The organism is Pseudomonas sp. NY15181 (genome assembly GCF_048068055.1).
In the GTDB taxonomy this organism is placed as follows: Bacteria; Pseudomonadota; Gammaproteobacteria; order Pseudomonadales; family Pseudomonadaceae; genus Pseudomonas.
Genome location: NZ_JBLUPT010000009.1, coordinates 183,982 through 201,563, shown reverse-complemented (window position 1 = coordinate 201,563; position 17,582 = coordinate 183,982). Strand labels below are relative to the sequence as shown.

Here is a 17,582-nt window from a genome sequence, read left to right as displayed (position 1 = left end):
AAGGAGCTGGAAGTCCATGAAGAAACTCACTGCCGTTACCGCCCTCGCCCTGGCCATACTCTCCGGCCTGGCCCACGCCGACCGCCTGGAAGACATCAAGAAAGCCGGCGTACTGCGCGTCGCCGCCTTCGACAGCAACCCGCCGTTCGGCTTCGTCGATGCCAAAAGCAAGCAGATCGAAGGCCTGGACGTGGATTACGCCAAGGCCCTGGCCGACAAGCTGGGGGTGAAGCTGCAGGTGCTGCCGACCAACCCGGCCAACCGCATTCCGCTGCTGACCGCGAACAAGGTCGACCTGGTGCTGGCCAACTTCACCATCACCCCCGAGCGCGCCCAGCAGGTGGATTTCAGCATCCCCTACTTCTCGTCCGGCCAGCAGTTCATCGTCAAGAAAGGCAGCCTGAAATCGCCGGAAGACCTGAACAAATGGCGCGTCGGCGTGGACAAGGGCACGGTCAACGAAGGCGTGCTGCGGGAGAAATTCCCCGGCGCCAAGGTCATCGCCTACGACGACACCCCCTTCGCCTTCACCGCCCTGCGCAACGGCCAGGTCCAGGCCATCACCCAGGACGGCCCCAAGCTGATCGGCCTGCTGGCCAACGTGCCGGACAAGGACAAGTACGAAGTGCCGCCCTTCACCATCTCCAATGACCTGATCGGCGTCGGCATTCCCAAGGGCGAGACGGCCCTGACCGAGTTCGTCAACCAGAGCCTGAAGGACCTGGAGGCCAAGGGTCAGGCGCAGAAGATCTACGACACCTGGTTCGGCCCGGACACCAAGACGCCCCTGTCGCGCCTTTACAAGATCGGCGACAAGAGCTGATCCCGCCGCCAGTACCGCACTACCGCACGCCCCACGTACCGTGGGGCGTTGCTGTTTCTCCCCCTGCACGATGGAAACCTTCCGATGTTCGGCGAACTGCTCGCCCAAACCTATCTGAGCTGGTTGCTCGACGGCTTCCTGCTCACCCTCGGCATTTCCCTGTTCTGCTGCGCATTTGCCACCTTGCTCGGCGCGCCGTTGGCCGTGGCGCGGCAGGCGAAATCCCGCTGGCTGGCCTGGCCGGCGCGAGCCTATCTCGCGCTGTTTCGCAATACGCCGCTGCTGGTGCAGCTGTTCTTCTGGTACTTCGGCGTGCCGGCGCTGCTGCCGGAAGAGTTCGTGGTCTGGCTCAACACGCCCCATGGGCTGGGCGGGCTGAGCTGGCCGTCCTTCGAGTTCCTCGCCGCCGCCTGGGGCCTGACGCTCTACACCTCCGCCTTCATCGCCGAGGAATTCCGCGCCGGCATCGCCTCGGTCAGCCCGCAACAGCGCGAAGCCGGGATGGCACTGGGTTTGCGTCCGCTGCAGGTGTGGCGCTGGGTGATCCTGCCGCAGGCATTGCGCACCGCGCTGCCGCCGCTGATGGGGCAATACATGAACGCGCTGAAGAACTCCTCCCTGGCCATGGCCATCGGGCTGGCCGAGCTGTCCTACGCCTCGCGCCAGGTGGAGACGCAGACCTTCAAGACCTTCCAGGCCTTCGGCATCGCCACCCTGCTGTACATCGGCGCCATCGCCTTAATCGAGGCGCTGGGCCAGGCACTCCAGCAGACCCGCCGCTACCGCCAGGGAGCCTGACATGGACTTCTCCGTCATCCAGGACAACCTGTCCTACTTCCTCCTCGGCGCCTATCCCGACGGCCCGCTGGGTGGCGCCGCGCTCACGGTCATCCTCGCGCTGGCCTCCGGCATCGCCTCGGCGGTTCTCGGGCTGGCGCTAGGCATCGCGCTCTCGGTGCTGCGCGGCAGGCCGCGCCTGGTGCTGGTGGCGTTCCTCGGATTCTTCCGCGCCATCCCGGTGCTGATGCTGATCTTCTGGACCTACTTCCTGCTGCCCATCGTCCTGCACATCGACGTGCCGGCGTTAGGCACCGTGGTCTGCGCGCTGTCGCTGATCGGCGGGGCTTATCTCGCGCACTCGGTGCATGCCGGCATCGAGAGCCTGCCCAATGGCCAGTGGGACGCCGCCCGTGCCCTTGGCCTGCGCCCGTGGCAGGTGCTGCGCCTGGTCATCCTGCCGCAGGCGCTGCCGATCATGCTGCCGTCCTTCCTCAACCAGTGGGTCTCGCTGATCAAGGACACCTCGCTGGCCTATGTGATCGGCGTTGGCGAGCTGTCCTTCGTCGCCACCCAGGTGAGCAACCGGGTGATGGTGCACCCTACGGAAGTCTTCCTGTTTGTCGCCCTGCTCTACTTCGTGCTGTGCTCGGCGCTGGACCTCGCCGCCGCGCTGCTGGCGCGGCTGACGCCGGACTACCGCAGGGCCGGCTGAACGCCGTTCGTCTCCTGTCGCCGGAGTCACTTGCGCAAAGCAAGTCACCAGATTAGATTACAACCATAATATTTAGCCGAAGCGCTTTGCCCTCCGCTATGCAGAGGCCGTTACAGAGCGCCCAGATTAGATGACGACCTTAATCCAAAAGAGGTTGACCGCCATGCGCAGAAGCCGCTTCGACCACATGCCCTGCCCCGTCGCCCAGGCCCTGGATCTGGTCGGCGACAGCTGGAACGTGCTGATCCTGCGTGAAGCCTTCTATGGCTCCAGCCGCTTCGAGCAGTTCAGCGCCCACCTGGGCATCGCCAGCAACGTGCTCACCCGCCGGCTGCGCGCCCTGGTCGACAGTGGGTTGCTTGCGCGCAGTCGCTACAACGACCACCCGCCGCGCTACGAGTACCTGCTCACCGACGCTGGCCGCGACCTGCGCCCGGTGATCCTCACCTTGCTGCAGTGGGGCAAGCGCCACGCCGCCCACCTGACGGACGCCGTGCAGCTGATCGATACGCGCAACGGCCAGCCGGTGCAGATCGTGCTGGTCGACGCCGGCAGCGGCGAGCCCATCGGGCCGCAGCACCAGATTCGCCGTCGCGACGGCGCCCCGCTTTCCCCCACCCACGCCTGAACGGTAGCCGCCATGAACCAGCCCGCCAGCATTGTCGTCACCCCGGCCGCCGACACGGCCAAACCCAAGTCCCGCAAGGCCCTCAAGCTGGCCATCGCCGGCGCGGCGCTGCTCGGCGTCGCCGCCTATGCCGGCCACTGGTGGCTCGACACCCGCTTCCTGGAAGAAACCGACGATGCCTATGTCGGGGGCGACGTCACCGTCATCAGCCCGCGCGTGGCCGGCTACATCACCGAGTTGAAAGTCAGCGACAACCAGTTCGTCCACGCCGGCGACCTGCTGGCGCGCATCGACGACCGCGATTACCGCGCGGCGCTGGCCAAGGCCGAAGGCGCGGTGCATGCCGAACAGGCGCTGCTGATCAACGTCGATGCACAGGCGGCGCTGCAGGACGCGCTGATCCGCCAGAGCCAGGCGGAAATCGACGCGGCCAGCGCCGAGGAAACCCGCACCCGCGACGACCAGCGCCGCTACGCCACCCTGGTGCGCACCAATGCCGTTTCGGTGGAGGCCGCGCAGCGCGCCGACGCCAGCTGGAAGACCGCCCGCGCCAACAGCGACAAGGCGCGCGCCACGCTGCTCGCCTCGCGCCGGCAGCTGGACGTGATCCAGAGCCAGCGCCAGCAGGCCCAGGCCGCCCTGGAGCAGGCTGTCGCCGAGCGTGACCGGGCCCAACTGGACGTGGGCTACACCGAGCTGCGCGCGCCGGTGGACGGCTATATCGGCAACCGCCGTGGCCGGGTGGGCGGCTATGTCGCCGCCGGCACCCAATTGCTCGCGGTGGTGCCCGCGCAAGGGCTGTGGGTGGACGCCAACTTCAAGGAAGACCAGTTGGCGCATATGCAGGCCGGCCAGGCGGTGACCATCGAGGCCGACATCCTGCCGGGCAAGGTCTTCCACGGCCACCTGGACAGCCTGGCGCCGGCCACCGGCGCACAGTTCAGCATCCTGCCGCCGGAGAATGCCACCGGCAACTTCACCAAGATCGTCCAGCGCGTGCCGGTGCGCGTCTACCTCGACGCAGAGGACGGCAAACTGGGTGACCTGCGTCCCGGTCTCTCAGTGGTGGTCGAGGTGGACACGCGCGCGCAGCGCCACGAGGCCGACCCGCGTGTAGCCCAGGAGCTGCGGCCGTGAACTTCTGGTCGGATGAGGTGGTACCGGTCGAGAGCCTGTCCACCCGGCAGAAGGTGATCGCCTTCGCCTGCATGTGCGTGGGCATGTTCATCGCCCTGATCGACATCCAGATCGTCTCCGCCTCGCTGCGCGACATCGGCGGCGGCCTCTCGGCGGGCGCGGACGATACCGCCTGGGTGCAGACCAGCTACCTGATCGCCGAGATCATCGTCATCCCGTTGTCCGGCTGGTTGTCCAAGGTGATGTCCACCCGCTGGCTGTTCGCCGCCTCGGCCCTGGGCTTCACCCTCACCAGCCTGCTCTGCGCCATGGCCTGGAACATCCAGAGCATGATCGCCTTCCGCGCACTGCAGGGCTTTCTCGGCGGCTCGATGATCCCCATGGTGTTCACTACCGGCTTCATGTATTTCGACGGCAAGCAGCGCGTGGTGGTGGCCGCCACCATCGGTGCCATCGCTTCGCTGGCGCCCACGCTCGGCCCGGTGGTCGGCGGCTGGATCACCGACATTTCCTCCTGGCCCTGGCTGTTCTACATTAACCTGGTGCCCGGCCTGTTCGTCACCGTCGTGGTGCCGATCATGGTGCGCATCGACAAGCCTGACTGGTCGCTGGTGAAAGGCGCCGACTACCCGGCCATGCTGCTGATGGCGGTGTTCCTCGGCTGCCTGGAATACACCATGGAGGAAGGCCCCCGGTGGAACTGGTTCAGCGACGACACCATCCTCGCCACCGCCTGGATCTCCGGCCTCACCGGCGTGGCCTTCATCGCCCGCAGCCTGACCTCGCAGAACCCCATCGTCGACCTGCGTGCCCTCAAGGAACGCAACTTCGCCCTGGGCTGCCTGTTCTCCTTCGTCACCGGCATCGGCATCTTCGCCACCATCTACCTGACCCCGCTGTTCCTCGGCCGGGTGCGCGGCTACAGCGCCCTGGACATCGGCCTGGCGGTGTTCTCCACGGGCATTTTCCAGGTGATGAGCATCCCGCTCTACGCGGCCCTGGCGAAGCGTTTCGACCTGCGCTGGATACTGGCGCTGGGCCTGGGCATGTTCTCCCTGTCGATGTGGGAGTTCTCTTCCCTCACCCATGACTGGGGCGCCGCCCAGCTGATGCTGCCGCAGGCGTTGCGCGGCATGGCGCAGCAATTCAGCGTGGCGCCCACCGTGACCCTGGCGCTCGGCTCGCTGCCGCCGGCACGGTTGAAACTGGCTTCCGGGCTGTTCAACCTGATGCGCAACCTCGGCGGCGCCATCGGCATCGCGGCGTGCGCCACGGTGCTCAACGACCGCACCAACCTGCACTTCCTGCGCCTGGCCGAACACCTCAACGCACGCAACGAAGCACTCGGCGACTGGCTGGCGCCGCACTGGAACGCGGCCGGGGAAGTCAGCCAGCAGGCCCTGCGGCAGCTGTGGAACCTGACCTTCCGCGAGGCGCAGACCATGACCTTCTCCGACGCCTTCCTGATCATCGGCGTGTGCTTCGCGGTCACGCTGCTGCTGATCCCGCTGATGCACAAGATCGCCCCGCCGTCGCAGCCGTCGGCCGACGCCCACTGATCACGGAGCAGTGCCGGAAATGAAAACAGGGTGATCCCCGATCACTCGGGAATCACCCTGTCGTCGTTACCTCAACTCAGGTCGGCAGCAGACCGGCCTTGGCGGCCATGGTCAAGGCCAGGTCCTCGATCATGTCTTCCTGGCCGCCCACGGTGCCACGGCGCCCCAGCTCCACCAGCAGCTCGCGGGCGGAGATGCCGTAGCGGGCCTCGGCGCGCTTGGCGAACAGCAGGAAGGAGCTGTACACACCGGCATAGCCCAGGGTCAGCGCATCGCGGTCGAGGCGGATCGGGTGGTCCATCATCGGCACCACCAGGTCCTCGGCGACGTCCATGATGCGGTACAGGTCCACGCCGCTGTCCACGCCCATGCGCTTGAGCACGGCGACGAAGACTTCCAGCGGGGTGTTGCCGGCGCCGGCGCCCAGGCCCGCGACCGAGCCGTCGATGCGCGCAGCACCGGCCTCGATGGCCGCCAGGGAGTTGGCGATGGCCATGCCCATGTTGTGGTGGCCGTGGAAGCCGACCTCGGTGTTCGCTTTCAGCTCGGCACGCAGCAGGCCGATCTTCTCGCTGACTTCATCGGGCAGCATGTAGCCGGCCGAGTCGGTGCAGTAGATGCAGTTGGCGCCGAAGCTTTCCATCAGCCGCGCCTGTTCCAGCAGCTGCTCGGCGCTGACCATGTGCGCCATCATCAGGAAGCCCACGGTGTCCAGGCCCATCTCGCGGGACATGCCGATGTGCTGCTCGGAGACGTCCGCCTCGGTGCAGTGGGTCGCCACGCGAATGGTGGACACGCCACAGCCGTGCGCCATCTTCAGGTGCTCGACGGTGCCGATGCCCGGCAGCAGCAGCGCCGAGACCTTGGCCTGCTTGAGCTTGGGAATCACCGCCTCGAAGTATTCGCGGTCGGTGTGGGCCGGGAAGCCGTAGTTCACCGAGGCGCCGCCCAGGCCGTCGCCGTGGGTGATCTCGATCAGCGGCACGCCGGCTTCGTCCAGGCCCGTGGCCACGGAAACCATCTGCTCCAGGCTGATCTGGTGGCGCTTGGCGTGCATGCCGTCGCGCAGGCTCATGTCGTGCAGGCGGACCTTCTTACCTTGCAGGTTCATGGTGATTCTCCTTAGCGGGCCGGCAGTTGCAGGGCGCCCTGGTGGGCTTGTTCGGCGAACATCTCGGCCGTGCGCAGGCCAGCGGCGGTCATGATGTCGAGGTTGCCGGCGGACTTGGGCAGGTAGTCGCCCAGGCCTTCCACTTCCAGGTACACCGAGACGCGGTTGCCATCGAACACCGGGCCGTTGATCAGCTTGTAGCCCGGCACGTAGCGCTGCACCTCGCGGATCATCTCGTGCACCGAGGCACGAATGGCCGCCTGGTCCGGCGCGGTCGCGGTCAGGCAGTGGATGGTGTCGCGCATCATCAGCGGCGGCTCGGCCGGGTTGATGACGATGATCGCCTTGCCCTGCTTCGCGCCGCCCACTTGCTCGATGGCGCCGGCGGTGGTGCGGGTGAATTCGTCGATGTTCTTGCGCGTGCCCGGGCCGACCGAACGGGAGGACACGGTGGCGACGATCTCGGCGTAGTCCACCGGCTGCACCCGCGACACCGCCGCCACCATCGGGATAGTGGCCTGGCCGCCGCAGGTGACCATGTTGACGTTCATCGCCAGGTTGCCGGCGTGCTCGGCGAGGTTCACCGGCGGCACGCAGAACGGGCCGATGGCGGCCGGGGTCAGGTCGACCATGATCACGCCCAGCGCATTGAGCTTGCGACTGTTCTCGGCGTGCACGTAGGCGGAGGTGGCATCGAAGGCGATGCGGATGTCGTCGTCCAGCACGTGCGGCAGCAGGCCGTCGACGCCGTCCGAGGTGGTCTTCAGGCCGAATTCACGGGCGCGCGCCAGGCCGTCGGAAGACGGGTCGACGCCGACCATCCAGACCGGTTCGATCCATTCGGACCTGCGCATCTTCATCAGCAGGTCGGTGCCGATGTTGCCGGGGCCGATGATCGCGGCCCTGAGTTTCTTGCTCATGGATGACTCCTATGCACGGAAGGACACCTGGGCGCTGCCCAGGCCGTCGATGTCCAGTTCGAAACGGTCGCCCGCTTTCGCCGGCTCCAGTGGAACCAGCGAGCCGGAGAGAATGATTTCGCCGGCCTTGAAGGGGATGCCGAAGGCGCCCAGGGTGTTGGCCAGCCAGGCCACGGCGGTGAGCGGGTTGCCCTGCACCGCGGAGCCCAGGCCTTCGCTGATCTGCACGCCGTTCTTGCGCACGCGCATGCGCAGGTTGGGGAGGTCCAGCTCGCGCGGGTCGCGCTCAACCTCGCCGAGCACGAACACGCCGCAGGAGGCGTTGTCGGCCACGGTGTCCTGGATGCGGATCTTCCAGTCGTGGATGCGCGAGTCGACGATCTCGAAGCAGGCCATCACGCATTCGGTGGCCTCCAGCACGTCGGCCTCGGTGACGCCGGGCCCCTTGAGGTCGCTCTTCAGGCGGAAGGCGATCTCGCCTTCGGCGCGCGGCTGGATCAGGCGGTTTTCCGACAGCGAGATGTCGGCGCCGTTGGCGAACCACATCTTGCGGGTGATGAAACCGAAGTCCGGCTGGTGCACGTTGAGCATGCGCTGCACGGCCTCGGAGGTGACGCCGATCTTCTTGCCCACCAGCTCGTCGCCGTCGGCCAGGCGCCGTTGCAGCATGTGCTGGGAGATGCGGTAGGCGTCCTCGATGCCGATCTGCGCCCAGCGCTCGGTCAGCGGCGCCAGGGTGCGGCCCTCGACCAGGGCGGCGTAGAGTTCGTCGGCGTGCTGCCGCTGGAGAACCTCGCTCATGCCGCGTCCTCCCCGAGGAAGGCCAGGACCTCGCGGTTGAACACCGCGCGGTGCTCGACCATCACCCAGTGCCCGCACTCGCTGAGCAGCACGAAGCGGATGTTGCGGCAGGCGTCCATCAGCGTCTGCGCGCCGCTGGCGGGGCAGAACTTGTCGTTCATGCCCCAGAAACCGAGGATCGGACAGGACAGTTCGGCCACGCGCCCGGCCAGGTTCGGCACCTGCATGCGGGTCAGCACGCAGCGCGGCTGTTCCAGCACCACGGCGACGCGCTCGTTGACCGTCTCGTCGCTGATCTGCGAGGCATCGAAGAGCTGCAGCGAGAGCAGGCGGCGCATGCCGGCGGCGTCGTTCAGCTCGCCGTTGGCGAAGGCGGCACCCATCTTCTGGATGCCTTCCATCTGCAGGTAATACTGCTCCTTCTCCATCAGGCCACCGGGCGCCATCAGCACCAGGCGCGCGATGCGCTGCGGCTGGTCGAGGGCCATCTTGATGGCGATGGCGCCGCCCAGGGAGTTGCCCACCAGGGTGCAACGGGCGATGTCCAGCGCATCGAGCAGGCCGAACATGGCGTCAACGAAGAAGTCGAGGGTGTAGTCGGTTTCCGGCTTGTCGCTGACGCCGTAGCCGGGCAGGTCCGGCACCAGCACGCGGTGACCGGCGGCGGCGAATTCCGGGTAGTTCAGCTTGAAGTTGCTGTGGCCGCTGGCGCCAGGGCCGCTGCCATGGATGAACAGCACGGGGGCGCCGCTGCCGTTGTCCAGGTAATGCAATCGGAGTCCGTCATTGAGGGTGACGAAGTGCCCTTGCGGCAAGGCGGCCATGGCGTCGCTCCAGGGAGGGGAATGTGCCGGGATTATTCGGGCGCCTTGGCGGGGGCCACATCGTCCGAGAGGACTACGGGGGAATTGCTGCTTTTCGTAGGAGCGGACTCCGTCCGCGATGTTCAGCTGCCGCGCCTGGATCGCGGACGGAGTCCGCTCCTACGCAAGATCGGCCCATTCACGCCTGGGCCGGCACCGAGCGAAGTGTGGCGAAGGTCAAACGGCGTATAACGCGGAGCGTTATACGCCCTACGCCTGCATCCATGCAGTCGTCTCCCTCAGAGAGAGGGGGCCGTTCGGCGTTGCCGGGAGGCATAGCGTTCGCCGGATGCGATGCCAGTCCCCTCTCCCCCCGGGAGAGGGTTAGGGTGAGGGGGCCGCAGGCCAACGCCCAGCTCGCCGCTAACGTAGGGCGTACAACCGTTCGCGGTTGTACGCCGATACACCTCACTTACCGCCAACACCATGATCGAACCGAGGCGCCGTCCCTAGTCCCTTCGGACGTGGGCGCGAGAGGCCGTCGCACCTAGGCTGGAAGCCTTCCCCATCGAGGAGCGGACATGACACGAGCATTGGATTTCAGCGGCCAGGTGGTACTGGTCACCGGCGGCGGCAAGGGCGTTGGCCGGGGCATCAGCCAGCGTTTCCTGGAACAGGGCGCCGAGGTGGTGATCTGCGGACGCGAAGCCCCGGCACAGCTGCCCAGCCACAATGGGCGTGAAGCCGGGTTCGTGCCCTGCGACGTGCGCGACTTCGAGCAACTGCAGGCGCTGATGGCCGCCATCGACGAGCGCCACGGGCGCCTCGACGTGCTGATCAACAATGCCGGCGGCGCGCCCTATGCGGATGCGGCCGAGGCCTCGCCGCGCTTCTCCGAGGCCATCGTGCGCCTCAACCTGCTGGCCCCGCTGAACCTCTGCCAGCTGGCCAACCAGCGCATGCAGAAGCAGGCCGGCGGCGGCGCCATCGTCAACATCTGCAGCGTCAGCGCCGTGCGCCCCTCCCCCGGCACCGCCGCCTATGGCGCGGCCAAGGCCGGGCTGCTCAACCTGGGCCGTTCGCTGGCGGTGGAATGGGCGCCGAAGGTGCGGGTGAACGCCGTGATCGGCGGCCTGATCCGCACCGAACAGAGTCACCTGCATTACGGCAATGAAGAGGGCGTGCAACGCGTGGCCGATACCATTCCGCTGGGGCGCCTGGCGGAGCCGGGCGATATCGGCGATGCCTGCCTGTACCTGGCCTCGCCGATGGCCTCCTACGTCAGCGGCGCCGAAATCGCCGTGCACGGCGGCGGCGAGCGTCCGGCCTTCCTCGAAGCGGCGCAGGGGTAAGAGCATGCTCAGCGCCCGTCACGAACTCATTCTCGACCTCAACCCGGAGGCCGCCTGGGCCCGTCTGCGCGATCTGAGCCTGGCCCCGCACTACGTGCCCGGCCTGACCGGCTGCGAATTCCACCCCGGCCCGCGCGACGGGCTGGGCGCCAGCCGTCGGGTGCTGATGAAGCGCGGCTTCCTCGACGAAAGCGTGGTCGAATGGCGCGAAGGCCAAGGGCTGGTGCTGCGCCTGCACCGCGCCGAGCAAGGACCGCCCTTCCCCTTCCGCGAAGCCAGCTTCCGCTACGCGCTGCATCCCGAAAGCGGCGGTCGCACCCGTCTGAGCCTGAGCCTGGATGGCGACCTGCGCGGCGGGCGTTTTGGCGAATGGCTGCTGGCCGGTGCGCTGAAGAAGACCGTGGCGAAGATCGCGGTGAACCTCAAGGCGTTCTACGAGACGGGCAAGAGCCAGAATCCGGATTACGCTGGCTGACCTTGAATGTCGTCCGTGAGATGGACTGTGCGTAGGAGCGGACTCCGTCCGCGATAGCCCTGCGCCCGGCCCGGATCGCGAACGGAGTCCGCTCCTACGGGCGCCCCGCTCAACCTCGGAGTTGACGATGGGTTGGGTGTATCGGCGTATAACCGCGAACGGTTATACGCCCTACGCCAAGGTTGAACTCCCGTAGGGCGTATAACGCTCCGCGTTATACGCCGTTTGCCCGTGCACTATGGCCGCCGGCTTCCTGTAGGAGCGAGCTTGCTCGCGAACAAACCTCGCCGCGGGGCCTGGGTTCGCGAGCAAGCTCGCTCCCACGAAGAACAAAAGCATGTCCCGACGGTCAGTCCCGCGCCACCTCGAAATGCCCACGGAAGATCGTCTCGACGATCCGCCACTGGCCGTCCACACGCCGGTAGCGATCCTGGTAGAAGCCACCAAGCTGGCGGGTGGCACCGGTCTCACCGTCGCGGTTCTGGTAATGCAGGGCCCAGCGCGCGCTGGCGTTGTCGGCGTCCTCCAGCTCGATCTCCGGGTTGGCCGCATGGTGCAGGTCGATCACCCGCGGCACGCAGGCCAGTTCCTGGTACAGCGCCAGGAACGGCTCGCGGTCACGGAACACGCCCAGCGGGCCGTAGTCGATCAGCACCTCGCCACCGACGAAGCAGGCGCGGATCGCGTCCACGTCCTTCAGGTCGCAGGCATTGAGGTAGCGGTGCTTGAGCTGGCGGATGGCTTCGAGCGCCTCCAGGCGCTCGACACGTTGTTCCAGGTTCATTCCGGTCTCCGTTCCACGTTGAGGTCTCCCCAGTAGGCTTTCATCGAACGAATTCGGCCGTGGGCGTCGAATTCCATCACATCGATCACATGCAGGCTGCACGGCTCGCCTTTCCAGTTCAGGTCGACGCGGAACGGCATGGCCCCGCAGCCGTTGCCGGTGACCCGCACCGGCCCGGTGAGCTGGGCGCTGGCCTCGGCGCGGCCCAGACCCTCGCGGTAGAACCGGGCGATGGCCTCGATCCCGACCAGGGGCTTGGCACCCACCGGGTCCTCGACCACCGCGTCATCGGCGTAGAGCGACAGGATGCCGTCGATATCGCCGGCATCCACCAGCTCCACGTAGCGCGCCATGCGCCGGCGGACCAGTTGGGCGTCCATCAGGCCACCTCGAACAGCGCGGCCGCGCCCATGCCACCGCCGATGCACATGCTCACCACCACGTAGCGCACGCCGCGACGGCGGCCTTCGAGCAGCGCGTGGCCGGCCATGCGCGCACCGGACATGCCGAACGGATGGCCGATGGCGATGGCGCCGCCGTTGACGTTCAGGCGCTCGTCGGGGATGCCCAGCTTGTCCTGGCAGAACAGCACCTGGCAGGCGAAGGCTTCGTTGAGTTCCCACAGGCCGATGTCGTCCACCTTCAGGCCATGGCGCTTGAGCAGCTTGGGCACCGCGAAGACCGGGCCGATGCCCATCTCGTCGGCGTTGCAGCCGGCCACTGCCAGGCCGCGATAGATACCCAGCGGCTGCAGGCCACGGCGTTCGGCGTCGCGGGCCTCCATCAGCAGCGACGCCGAGGCGCCGTCGGAGAGTTGCGACGCGTTGCCGGCAGTAATGAATTGGCCCGCCCCAGTCCACTGGCCGCCCTGCCATACCGGCTCCAGCGCGGCAAGGCTGGCCAGGGTGGTATCGGCGCGGTTGCATTCGTCGCGGTCGATCAGCACGGATTCGTGACGGCTTTCGCCGGTGGCCTTGTCCAACACCAGGCGCTGCGCGTGCATCGGCAGGATCTCGTCGGCGAACAGGCCATCGCGCTGCGCGGCGGCGGTGCGCTGCTGGCTGCGCAGCGAGTAGGCGTCCTGGGCTTCGCGGCTGATGCCGTAGCGGGCGGCGACGATCTCGGCGGTCTCGATCATCGGGATGTAGGCCGCCGGGTCGCGCTCCAGCACCGCCTGGGACTGGTTGCGGTAGGCGTTCTTGTGCTTGTTCTGCACCAGCGAGATGGACTCCAGGCCACCGGCCACGGCGATGTCCAGCTCGTTGCAGACGATCGACTTGGCGGCGATGGCGATGCTCATCAGGCCGGAGGCGCACTGGCGCTCCACCGCCATGCCGGCCACGCTCGACGGCAGGCCGCCGGCGATGCCGCAAAGACGGCCGAGGTTGTACGCCTGGGTGCCCTGCTGCGCGGCGGCGCCGATGATGACGTCCTCCACTTCGCCCGGCTCGATGCCGGCGCGACGGACCACCTCGGCCACCACCGCACCGCCCATGGCAGGGGCCTCGGTGTCGTTGAAGGCGCCGCGGAAGGCCTTGCCGATGGCGGTACGGGCGGTGGAGACGATTACGGCTTCTCTCATGATGGGTTCCTTCGGTTGTTCTGGGTTGGCACCCTTGTAGGAGCGAGCTTGTGACCCACATGGATGTGGGGAATGCCGAGATCCGTCGGGAACGGATTCGGCCTCGCGAACAGCCCCGCTGCGAGGCCAGTTCGCGAGCAAGCTCGCTCCTACGAAGAGCCCGTTATGCGGGGTAATAGCGGCTGATGGTGTCCACCACGCAGCCGGGGCGCTCTTCGCCCTCGATCTCGACGCTGACGCGCACGGTGGACTGCACGCCGCCCTTCACCGCCTCGGCGGCGACCAGTTCAGCGCGGCCGCGCACGCGGGTGCCGGCCTTGACCACGTTGGGGAAGCGCACACGGTCGCAGCCGTAGTTGACGCCCATGGAAATGCCGCGCACCTCGACGATCTGCGGCAGGAACAGGTTGACCAGCGACAGCGTCAGGTAGCCGTGGGCGATGCAGGTGCCGTAGGGGCCGCTGGCCGCGCGCACGGGGTCGACGTGGATCCACTGGTGGTCGCCGGTCGCTTCGGCGAACTGGTCGATGCGCGACTGCTCGACGGTGAGCCAGTCGCTCTCGCCGAGGACTTCGCCGACGCAGGCCAGCAGCTCTTGGGGATGCTCGAAGATGCGCGCCATGTCAGGCCCTCTGGCTGGAGACCGACAGCACTTCGCCGGTCATGTAGGAGCTGTAGTCGCTGGCCAGGAACATCATCACGTTGGCGATTTCCCAGACCTCGGCGGCACGGCCGAAGGCTTCGTTGGCGGCCAGCTTGTCCAGCAGTTCCTGCGGCGCGGATTTGCGCAGGAAGTCGTGCAGCGCAATGCTCGGGCTCACCGCGTTGATGCGGATGCCGTGCTCGGCCGCTTCCACGGCAGCGCAGCGGGTCAGCGCCATCACCCCGGCCTTGGCCGCGGCGTAGTGGCTCTGCTCCTTCTGGGCGCGCCAGCCGAGCACCGAGGCGTTGTTGACGATGGCGCCGGCGCGGCGCTCCATCATGTACGGCAGCATGGCGCGGGTCATGCGCATGGTGCCGGTGAGGGTGACGTCGAGGACGCGGTTCCACTCCTCGTCGGTCATTTCCACCAGCGAGCGGGAGCCGCCCAGGCCTGCGTTGTTGATCAGCACGTCGACGCCGCCCAGGCGTTCCTCGGCGGCCGCCACCAGGGCGCGCACCTGCTCCTCGTTGGTGACGTTGCAGACCTGCCCGTACACCGCCTGCAGCCCGCAGGCCTGGCGGATGCGCTCGACGGCTTCGTTCAGGCGGCCCTCGTGGATGTCGCTGATCATCAGCGCGCGGCAGCCTTCCTCGGCGGCGCGCAGTGCGGCGGAGAAGCCGATGCCGGCGCCCGCGGCGGCCGTGATCAGCACCGACTTGCCGCGCAGCAGGCCGCGGCCGGATACGTATTCGGGTTTGAGCATGGTGTGTCTCCTTACTGCGCGCCCTGACGGGGCGCCTTGGGTTCTTTGGGCAGGCCGAGGGCGCGCTCGGCGATGAGGTTGCGCTGGATCTCGTTGCTGCCGCCGTAGATGGTGTCGGAGCGGCTGAACAGGAACAGGCCCTGCAGGCGGCTCAGCTGGTAGGGGCCGCCGTCGAGGATTTCCGCCTCGGCGCCGAGCACGTCCATGGCCAGCTTGCCCAGGCGCGCGTGCCAGTCGGACCAGCACAGCTTGTAGATCAGCGCCTCGCGGCGCAGGCCGCTGTCCTGGCCACCCGAGAGCATCCGCAGCGAGTTGTAGCGCAGCACCTTGAGCCCGCCCCAGGCCTCGGCCAGGCGCTGGCGCAGCAGCGGGTCGCGGGCGGCGCCGTTGGCGCGGGCGATGCGGATGATCTCGTCCAGCTCGTTCTGGAACTGCATCTGCTGGCCGAGGGTGGACACGCCACGCTCGAAGCCCAGCAGCGCCATGGCGATCTTCCAGCCGTCGCCCGGCGCGCCGAGCAGGTTCTCGGCGGCGGTCTCGGCGTCGTCGAAGAACACCTCGTTGAATTCGGAAGTACCGGTGAGCTGCTCGATCGGCCGCACGGTGATGCCCGGCTGGCTCATCGGCACCAGCAGGAAGGCCAGGCCGTGATGGCCGACGCTGCCCTGCTCGGAGCGGGCAATGACGAAGCACCACTCGGATTCGTGGGCCAGCGACGTCCACACCTTCTGCCCGTTGATGCGCCACACATTGCGCTCGGCGTCGAAGGTCGCCCGGGTCTTCACGGCGGCAAGGTCGGAGCCGGCGCCCGGCTCGGAGTAACCCTGGCACCAGAACTCACGGCCGCTGACGATACCCGGCAGCAGCCGGCGCTTCTGTTCGTCGGTGCCGAACGCGGCGATGGTCGGACCGGCCAGGCCCTCGCCGATGTGCCCCATGCGGCCGGGGCCGCCGACGCGGGCGTATTCCTCGTGGAAGATCACCTGCTGGTTGATCGACAGGCCGCGCCCGCCGTGCTCTTTCGCCCAGCCCACGCAGGTCCAGCCGCCTTCGGCGAGCTTGCGCTCCCAGGCCTTGCGCTCCTCGGGGAAGCTGTGTTCGTCACCCGGGCCGCCACGGAAGCGCAGCGGCTCGAACTCGCCACGCAGGTTGTCCGCCAGCCACTGGGCGACTTCGGCGCGGAAGGCCTCGTCGGCGGCGTCGAATCCGATCTTCATGGGCGTTCCTCCAGGATGGCGGCGGCGATGCGTTCGCGGTGCCAGGCCGGCGTGCCGAACAGGCTCTCGCTGGCGCGGGCGCGCTTGAAATACAGGTGCGGGTCGTATTCCCAGGTGAAGCCGACGCCACCGTGCAGCTGGATCGACTCGGCCGCGCCGTGGAAAAAGGCCTCCGAGGCCTGGGACTTGGCCAGCGCGGCGGCCAGCGGCAGTTCGGCGGCAAGGGCGCTGTCGCCCTGCCCGTCCAGCGCTTCCTGGGCCACGCAGGCGGCGTAATAGAGCGCGGAGCGCGCGCATTCCACCTGCAGCATCATGTCCGCCATGCGGTGCTTGAGCGCCTGGAAGCTGCCCACCGGGCGACCGAACTGGCGACGCTCCTGGGTGTAGGCGACGGTCAGGTCGAGCGCCTGCTGGGCCCCGCCGACCTGCTCGGCGGCCAGGGTCACGGCGGCCAGTTGCAGGACCTTGTCCAGCGCCGGCCAAGCGGTGCCGGCCGTGCCCAGCAGGGCGTCGGCAGGCAGGTAGAGACCGTTCAGTTCGACCTCGGCCAGCTGGCGGGTCTGGTCCAGCGTCGGCAGTGCGCGGCGCTGCAGACCTTCGCTGGCGGCGGGCACGGCGAACAGGCAAACGCCTTCCTCGCCCCGGCTGCCGGCCAGGCGCGCGGGGATCAGCAGCAGGTCGGCGCTGTGACCGTCGAGCACCGGACGCAGGCGGCCTTCAAGGACGAAGCCGTCGCCTTCCCGGCGGACCTGCACCTGGACCGCGCTCGCCTGCGGCGCACCCTCGGCGCCCAGCGCCAGGGTGGCGGTCAGGCTGCCTTCGGCCAGACCGGGCAGCCAGCGGGCCTGCTGCGCCTCGCTGCCGAGCACGCGCAGGGCGCACACGGCCAGGGTGCTGGCGAAGAACGGCAACGACGCCAGACGGCGCCCCAGCTGCTCCTGGACAATGGCCAGCTCGACGAAGCCCAGGCCCAGGCCGCCGTGGGCCTCGGGCACCAGCAGCGCCTGCCAGCCGAGTTCGTCGCGAATGCGCTGCCAGAGCGCCAGGTCATGGCCGCCGGCGGCCATCGCCGCGCGCACGGCGCTGGAGGGTGAAGCATCGGCGAGGAAGCTTTCCGCGCTGTCGCGGATCATCTCCTGCTCGTCGGTAAAGGCGAATTCCATGGGAAGCGGCCCTGTGGGTTCAGATGCAGGGCAGTCTGGCGGGAGATGGTCAGGCGGGAATCGTCCGAATGGACGTGGGGGAATACGCGCGGATGCCCGCCTGAGCGTAGGGCGTATAACGCTCCGCGTTATACGCCGATTGACCTGGGTCGTGCCCCGCTCGGGTTCGATCTGGGAATCATTGGCCAGGCTCAGCCATGAAGTCTGCGATGAGGCAGGTGAATCGGCATACAACCGCGAACGGTTGTACGCCCTACGTCATGGCTGAATCTTTCGTAGGGCAAATGGCGCTATGCGCTATCCGCGATTCGGCCGGGATAGGCTCCAGA

19 protein-coding genes are annotated in these 17,582 nt (G+C 67.7%); 8 read left to right on the top strand and 11 right to left on the bottom strand.

All coding sequences use genetic code 11. From position 1 onward, the window contains the following. Positions 1–16 precede the first annotated feature (16 nt). The 6 genes from ACNFBT_RS20695 (at position 17) to ACNFBT_RS20670 (ending at position 5,639) form a co-directional block, all read left to right on the top strand. Positions 17–823, top strand: a complete 807-nt coding sequence (locus tag ACNFBT_RS20695; RefSeq protein WP_416752545.1) for an ABC transporter substrate-binding protein — start codon at positions 17–19, stop codon at positions 821–823. Positions 824–907: 84 nt separating this feature from the next. Further along, positions 908–1,621, top strand: a complete 714-nt coding sequence (locus ACNFBT_RS20690) for an amino acid ABC transporter permease (RefSeq protein WP_416752543.1) — start codon at positions 908–910, stop codon at positions 1,619–1,621. Between the two features lies 1 nt (position 1,622). Then, positions 1,623–2,315, top strand: coding sequence for an amino acid ABC transporter permease (locus ACNFBT_RS20685; RefSeq protein WP_416752541.1), 693 nt, complete (start codon positions 1,623–1,625; stop codon positions 2,313–2,315). A 163-nt stretch (positions 2,316–2,478) separates the two neighbouring features. Continuing rightward, positions 2,479–2,943, top strand: a complete 465-nt coding sequence (locus tag ACNFBT_RS20680; RefSeq protein ID WP_416752539.1) for a winged helix-turn-helix transcriptional regulator — start codon at positions 2,479–2,481, stop codon at positions 2,941–2,943. A gap of 12 nt (positions 2,944–2,955) precedes the next feature. Further along, complete coding sequence (locus ACNFBT_RS20675; RefSeq protein WP_416752537.1) at positions 2,956–4,080, top strand: HlyD family secretion protein; 1,125 nt, start codon at positions 2,956–2,958, stop codon at positions 4,078–4,080. A gap of 71 nt (positions 4,081–4,151) precedes the next feature. Continuing rightward, on the top strand, positions 4,152–5,639 hold the full coding sequence (locus ACNFBT_RS20670) for a DHA2 family efflux MFS transporter permease subunit (protein ID WP_416752666.1): 1,488 nt from the start codon (positions 4,152–4,154) through the stop codon (positions 5,637–5,639). A 76-nt stretch (positions 5,640–5,715) separates the two neighbouring features. On the opposite strand, the gene dmpG is transcribed toward ACNFBT_RS20670, so the two are convergent. Genes dmpG through ACNFBT_RS20650 form a run of 4 tightly spaced genes read right to left on the bottom strand, consistent with a single transcriptional unit; the run spans position 5,716 to position 9,295 of the window. After that, positions 5,716–6,750 (bottom strand): 4-hydroxy-2-oxovalerate aldolase, encoded by a 1,035-nt coding sequence (dmpG, locus tag ACNFBT_RS20665; RefSeq protein WP_416752535.1) that lies wholly within the window; start codon positions 6,748–6,750, stop codon positions 5,716–5,718. Positions 6,751–6,761: 11 nt separating this feature from the next. Continuing rightward, a complete protein-coding gene (locus ACNFBT_RS20660; protein ID WP_243807799.1) occupies positions 6,762–7,670 on the bottom strand; it encodes an acetaldehyde dehydrogenase (acetylating) in 909 nt (302 codons plus the stop codon). A gap of 9 nt (positions 7,671–7,679) precedes the next feature. Beyond that, entirely contained in the window at positions 7,680–8,471 is a 792-nt protein-coding gene (locus ACNFBT_RS20655; protein WP_416752532.1) for a fumarylacetoacetate hydrolase family protein, read from the bottom strand. Further along, entirely contained in the window at positions 8,468–9,295 is an 828-nt protein-coding gene (locus ACNFBT_RS20650; RefSeq protein WP_416752530.1) for an alpha/beta fold hydrolase, read from the bottom strand. The genes ACNFBT_RS20655 and ACNFBT_RS20650 overlap by 4 nt, the downstream gene beginning before the upstream one ends. Positions 9,296–9,855: 560 nt before the next feature. Here ACNFBT_RS20650 and ACNFBT_RS20645 point away from each other — a divergent pair. Both ACNFBT_RS20645 and ACNFBT_RS20640 read left to right on the top strand, forming a co-directional pair. Then, on the top strand, positions 9,856–10,626 hold the full coding sequence (locus tag ACNFBT_RS20645; protein ID WP_416752528.1) for an SDR family oxidoreductase: 771 nt from the start codon (positions 9,856–9,858) through the stop codon (positions 10,624–10,626). A 4-nt stretch (positions 10,627–10,630) separates the two neighbouring features. Then, the gene (locus ACNFBT_RS20640) at positions 10,631–11,101 is read left to right on the top strand and encodes an SRPBCC family protein (RefSeq protein ID WP_416752526.1); all 471 of its coding nucleotides are present in this window, start codon (positions 10,631–10,633) and stop codon (positions 11,099–11,101) included. A gap of 349 nt (positions 11,102–11,450) precedes the next feature. On the opposite strand, the gene ACNFBT_RS20635 is transcribed toward ACNFBT_RS20640, so the two are convergent. The 7 genes from ACNFBT_RS20635 to ACNFBT_RS20605 all read right to left on the bottom strand — a co-directional run bounded on the left by ACNFBT_RS20635 (position 11,451) and on the right by ACNFBT_RS20605 (position 17,253). Next, positions 11,451–11,885 carry a nuclear transport factor 2 family protein gene (locus tag ACNFBT_RS20635; RefSeq protein ID WP_416752524.1) on the bottom strand — a complete coding sequence of 145 codons (435 nt, stop codon included), beginning with the start codon at positions 11,883–11,885 and terminating at the stop codon, positions 11,451–11,453. Beyond that, complete coding sequence (locus tag ACNFBT_RS20630; protein ID WP_416752664.1) at positions 11,882–12,268, bottom strand: nuclear transport factor 2 family protein; 387 nt, start codon at positions 12,266–12,268, stop codon at positions 11,882–11,884. The genes ACNFBT_RS20635 and ACNFBT_RS20630 overlap by 4 nt, the downstream gene beginning before the upstream one ends. Further along, positions 12,265–13,467, bottom strand: coding sequence for an acetyl-CoA C-acyltransferase (locus tag ACNFBT_RS20625; protein WP_416752522.1), 1,203 nt, complete (start codon positions 13,465–13,467; stop codon positions 12,265–12,267). The genes ACNFBT_RS20630 and ACNFBT_RS20625 overlap by 4 nt, the downstream gene beginning before the upstream one ends. A gap of 163 nt (positions 13,468–13,630) precedes the next feature. Then, positions 13,631–14,089 (bottom strand): MaoC family dehydratase, encoded by a 459-nt coding sequence (locus ACNFBT_RS20620; RefSeq protein WP_416752520.1) that lies wholly within the window; start codon positions 14,087–14,089, stop codon positions 13,631–13,633. Between the two features lies 1 nt (position 14,090). Then, positions 14,091–14,873 carry an SDR family oxidoreductase gene (locus tag ACNFBT_RS20615; RefSeq protein WP_275607285.1) on the bottom strand — a complete coding sequence of 261 codons (783 nt, stop codon included), beginning with the start codon at positions 14,871–14,873 and terminating at the stop codon, positions 14,091–14,093. A gap of 11 nt (positions 14,874–14,884) precedes the next feature. Beyond that, on the bottom strand, positions 14,885–16,090 hold the full coding sequence (locus ACNFBT_RS20610) for an acyl-CoA dehydrogenase family protein (RefSeq protein ID WP_416752518.1): 1,206 nt from the start codon (positions 16,088–16,090) through the stop codon (positions 14,885–14,887). Further along, the gene (locus tag ACNFBT_RS20605) at positions 16,087–17,253 is read right to left on the bottom strand and encodes an acyl-CoA dehydrogenase family protein (RefSeq protein ID WP_416752516.1); all 1,167 of its coding nucleotides are present in this window, start codon (positions 17,251–17,253) and stop codon (positions 16,087–16,089) included. Before ACNFBT_RS20605 ends, ACNFBT_RS20610 begins: the two co-directional genes overlap by 4 nt. Between the last annotated feature and the right edge of the window lie 329 nt (positions 17,254–17,582).

Bases quoted from the DNA above. Each gene is read 5' to 3' on its own strand.
- ACNFBT_RS20625 (WP_416752522.1), bottom strand. From the start codon at position 13,467: ATGAGAGAAGCCGTAATCGTCTCCACCGCCCGTACCGCCATCGGCAAG.
- ACNFBT_RS20615 (WP_275607285.1), bottom strand. From the start codon at position 14,873: ATGCTCAAACCCGAATACGTATCCGGCCGCGGCCTGCTGCGCGGCAAG.
- ACNFBT_RS20695 (WP_416752545.1), top strand. From the start codon at position 17: ATGAAGAAACTCACTGCCGTTACCGCCCTCGCCCTGGCCATACTCTCC.
- ACNFBT_RS20685 (WP_416752541.1), top strand. From the start codon at position 1,623: ATGGACTTCTCCGTCATCCAGGACAACCTGTCCTACTTCCTCCTCGGC.
- ACNFBT_RS20635 (WP_416752524.1), bottom strand. From the start codon at position 11,885: ATGAACCTGGAACAACGTGTCGAGCGCCTGGAGGCGCTCGAAGCCATC.
- ACNFBT_RS20660 (WP_243807799.1), bottom strand. From the start codon at position 7,670: ATGAGCAAGAAACTCAGGGCCGCGATCATCGGCCCCGGCAACATCGGC.
- ACNFBT_RS20680 (WP_416752539.1), top strand. From the start codon at position 2,479: ATGCGCAGAAGCCGCTTCGACCACATGCCCTGCCCCGTCGCCCAGGCC.
- ACNFBT_RS20670 (WP_416752666.1), top strand. From the start codon at position 4,152: ATGTGCGTGGGCATGTTCATCGCCCTGATCGACATCCAGATCGTCTCC.
- ACNFBT_RS20650 (WP_416752530.1), bottom strand. From the start codon at position 9,295: ATGGCCGCCTTGCCGCAAGGGCACTTCGTCACCCTCAATGACGGACTC.
- ACNFBT_RS20610 (WP_416752518.1), bottom strand. From the start codon at position 16,090: ATGAAGATCGGATTCGACGCCGCCGACGAGGCCTTCCGCGCCGAAGTC.
- ACNFBT_RS20655 (WP_416752532.1), bottom strand. From the start codon at position 8,471: ATGAGCGAGGTTCTCCAGCGGCAGCACGCCGACGAACTCTACGCCGCC.
- ACNFBT_RS20690 (WP_416752543.1), top strand. From the start codon at position 908: ATGTTCGGCGAACTGCTCGCCCAAACCTATCTGAGCTGGTTGCTCGAC.
- ACNFBT_RS20620 (WP_416752520.1), bottom strand. From the start codon at position 14,089: ATGGCGCGCATCTTCGAGCATCCCCAAGAGCTGCTGGCCTGCGTCGGC.
- ACNFBT_RS20675 (WP_416752537.1), top strand. From the start codon at position 2,956: ATGAACCAGCCCGCCAGCATTGTCGTCACCCCGGCCGCCGACACGGCC.
- ACNFBT_RS20605 (WP_416752516.1), bottom strand. From the start codon at position 17,253: ATGGAATTCGCCTTTACCGACGAGCAGGAGATGATCCGCGACAGCGCG.
- ACNFBT_RS20640 (WP_416752526.1), top strand. From the start codon at position 10,631: ATGCTCAGCGCCCGTCACGAACTCATTCTCGACCTCAACCCGGAGGCC.
- ACNFBT_RS20645 (WP_416752528.1), top strand. From the start codon at position 9,856: ATGACACGAGCATTGGATTTCAGCGGCCAGGTGGTACTGGTCACCGGC.
- dmpG (WP_416752535.1), bottom strand. From the start codon at position 6,750: ATGAACCTGCAAGGTAAGAAGGTCCGCCTGCACGACATGAGCCTGCGC.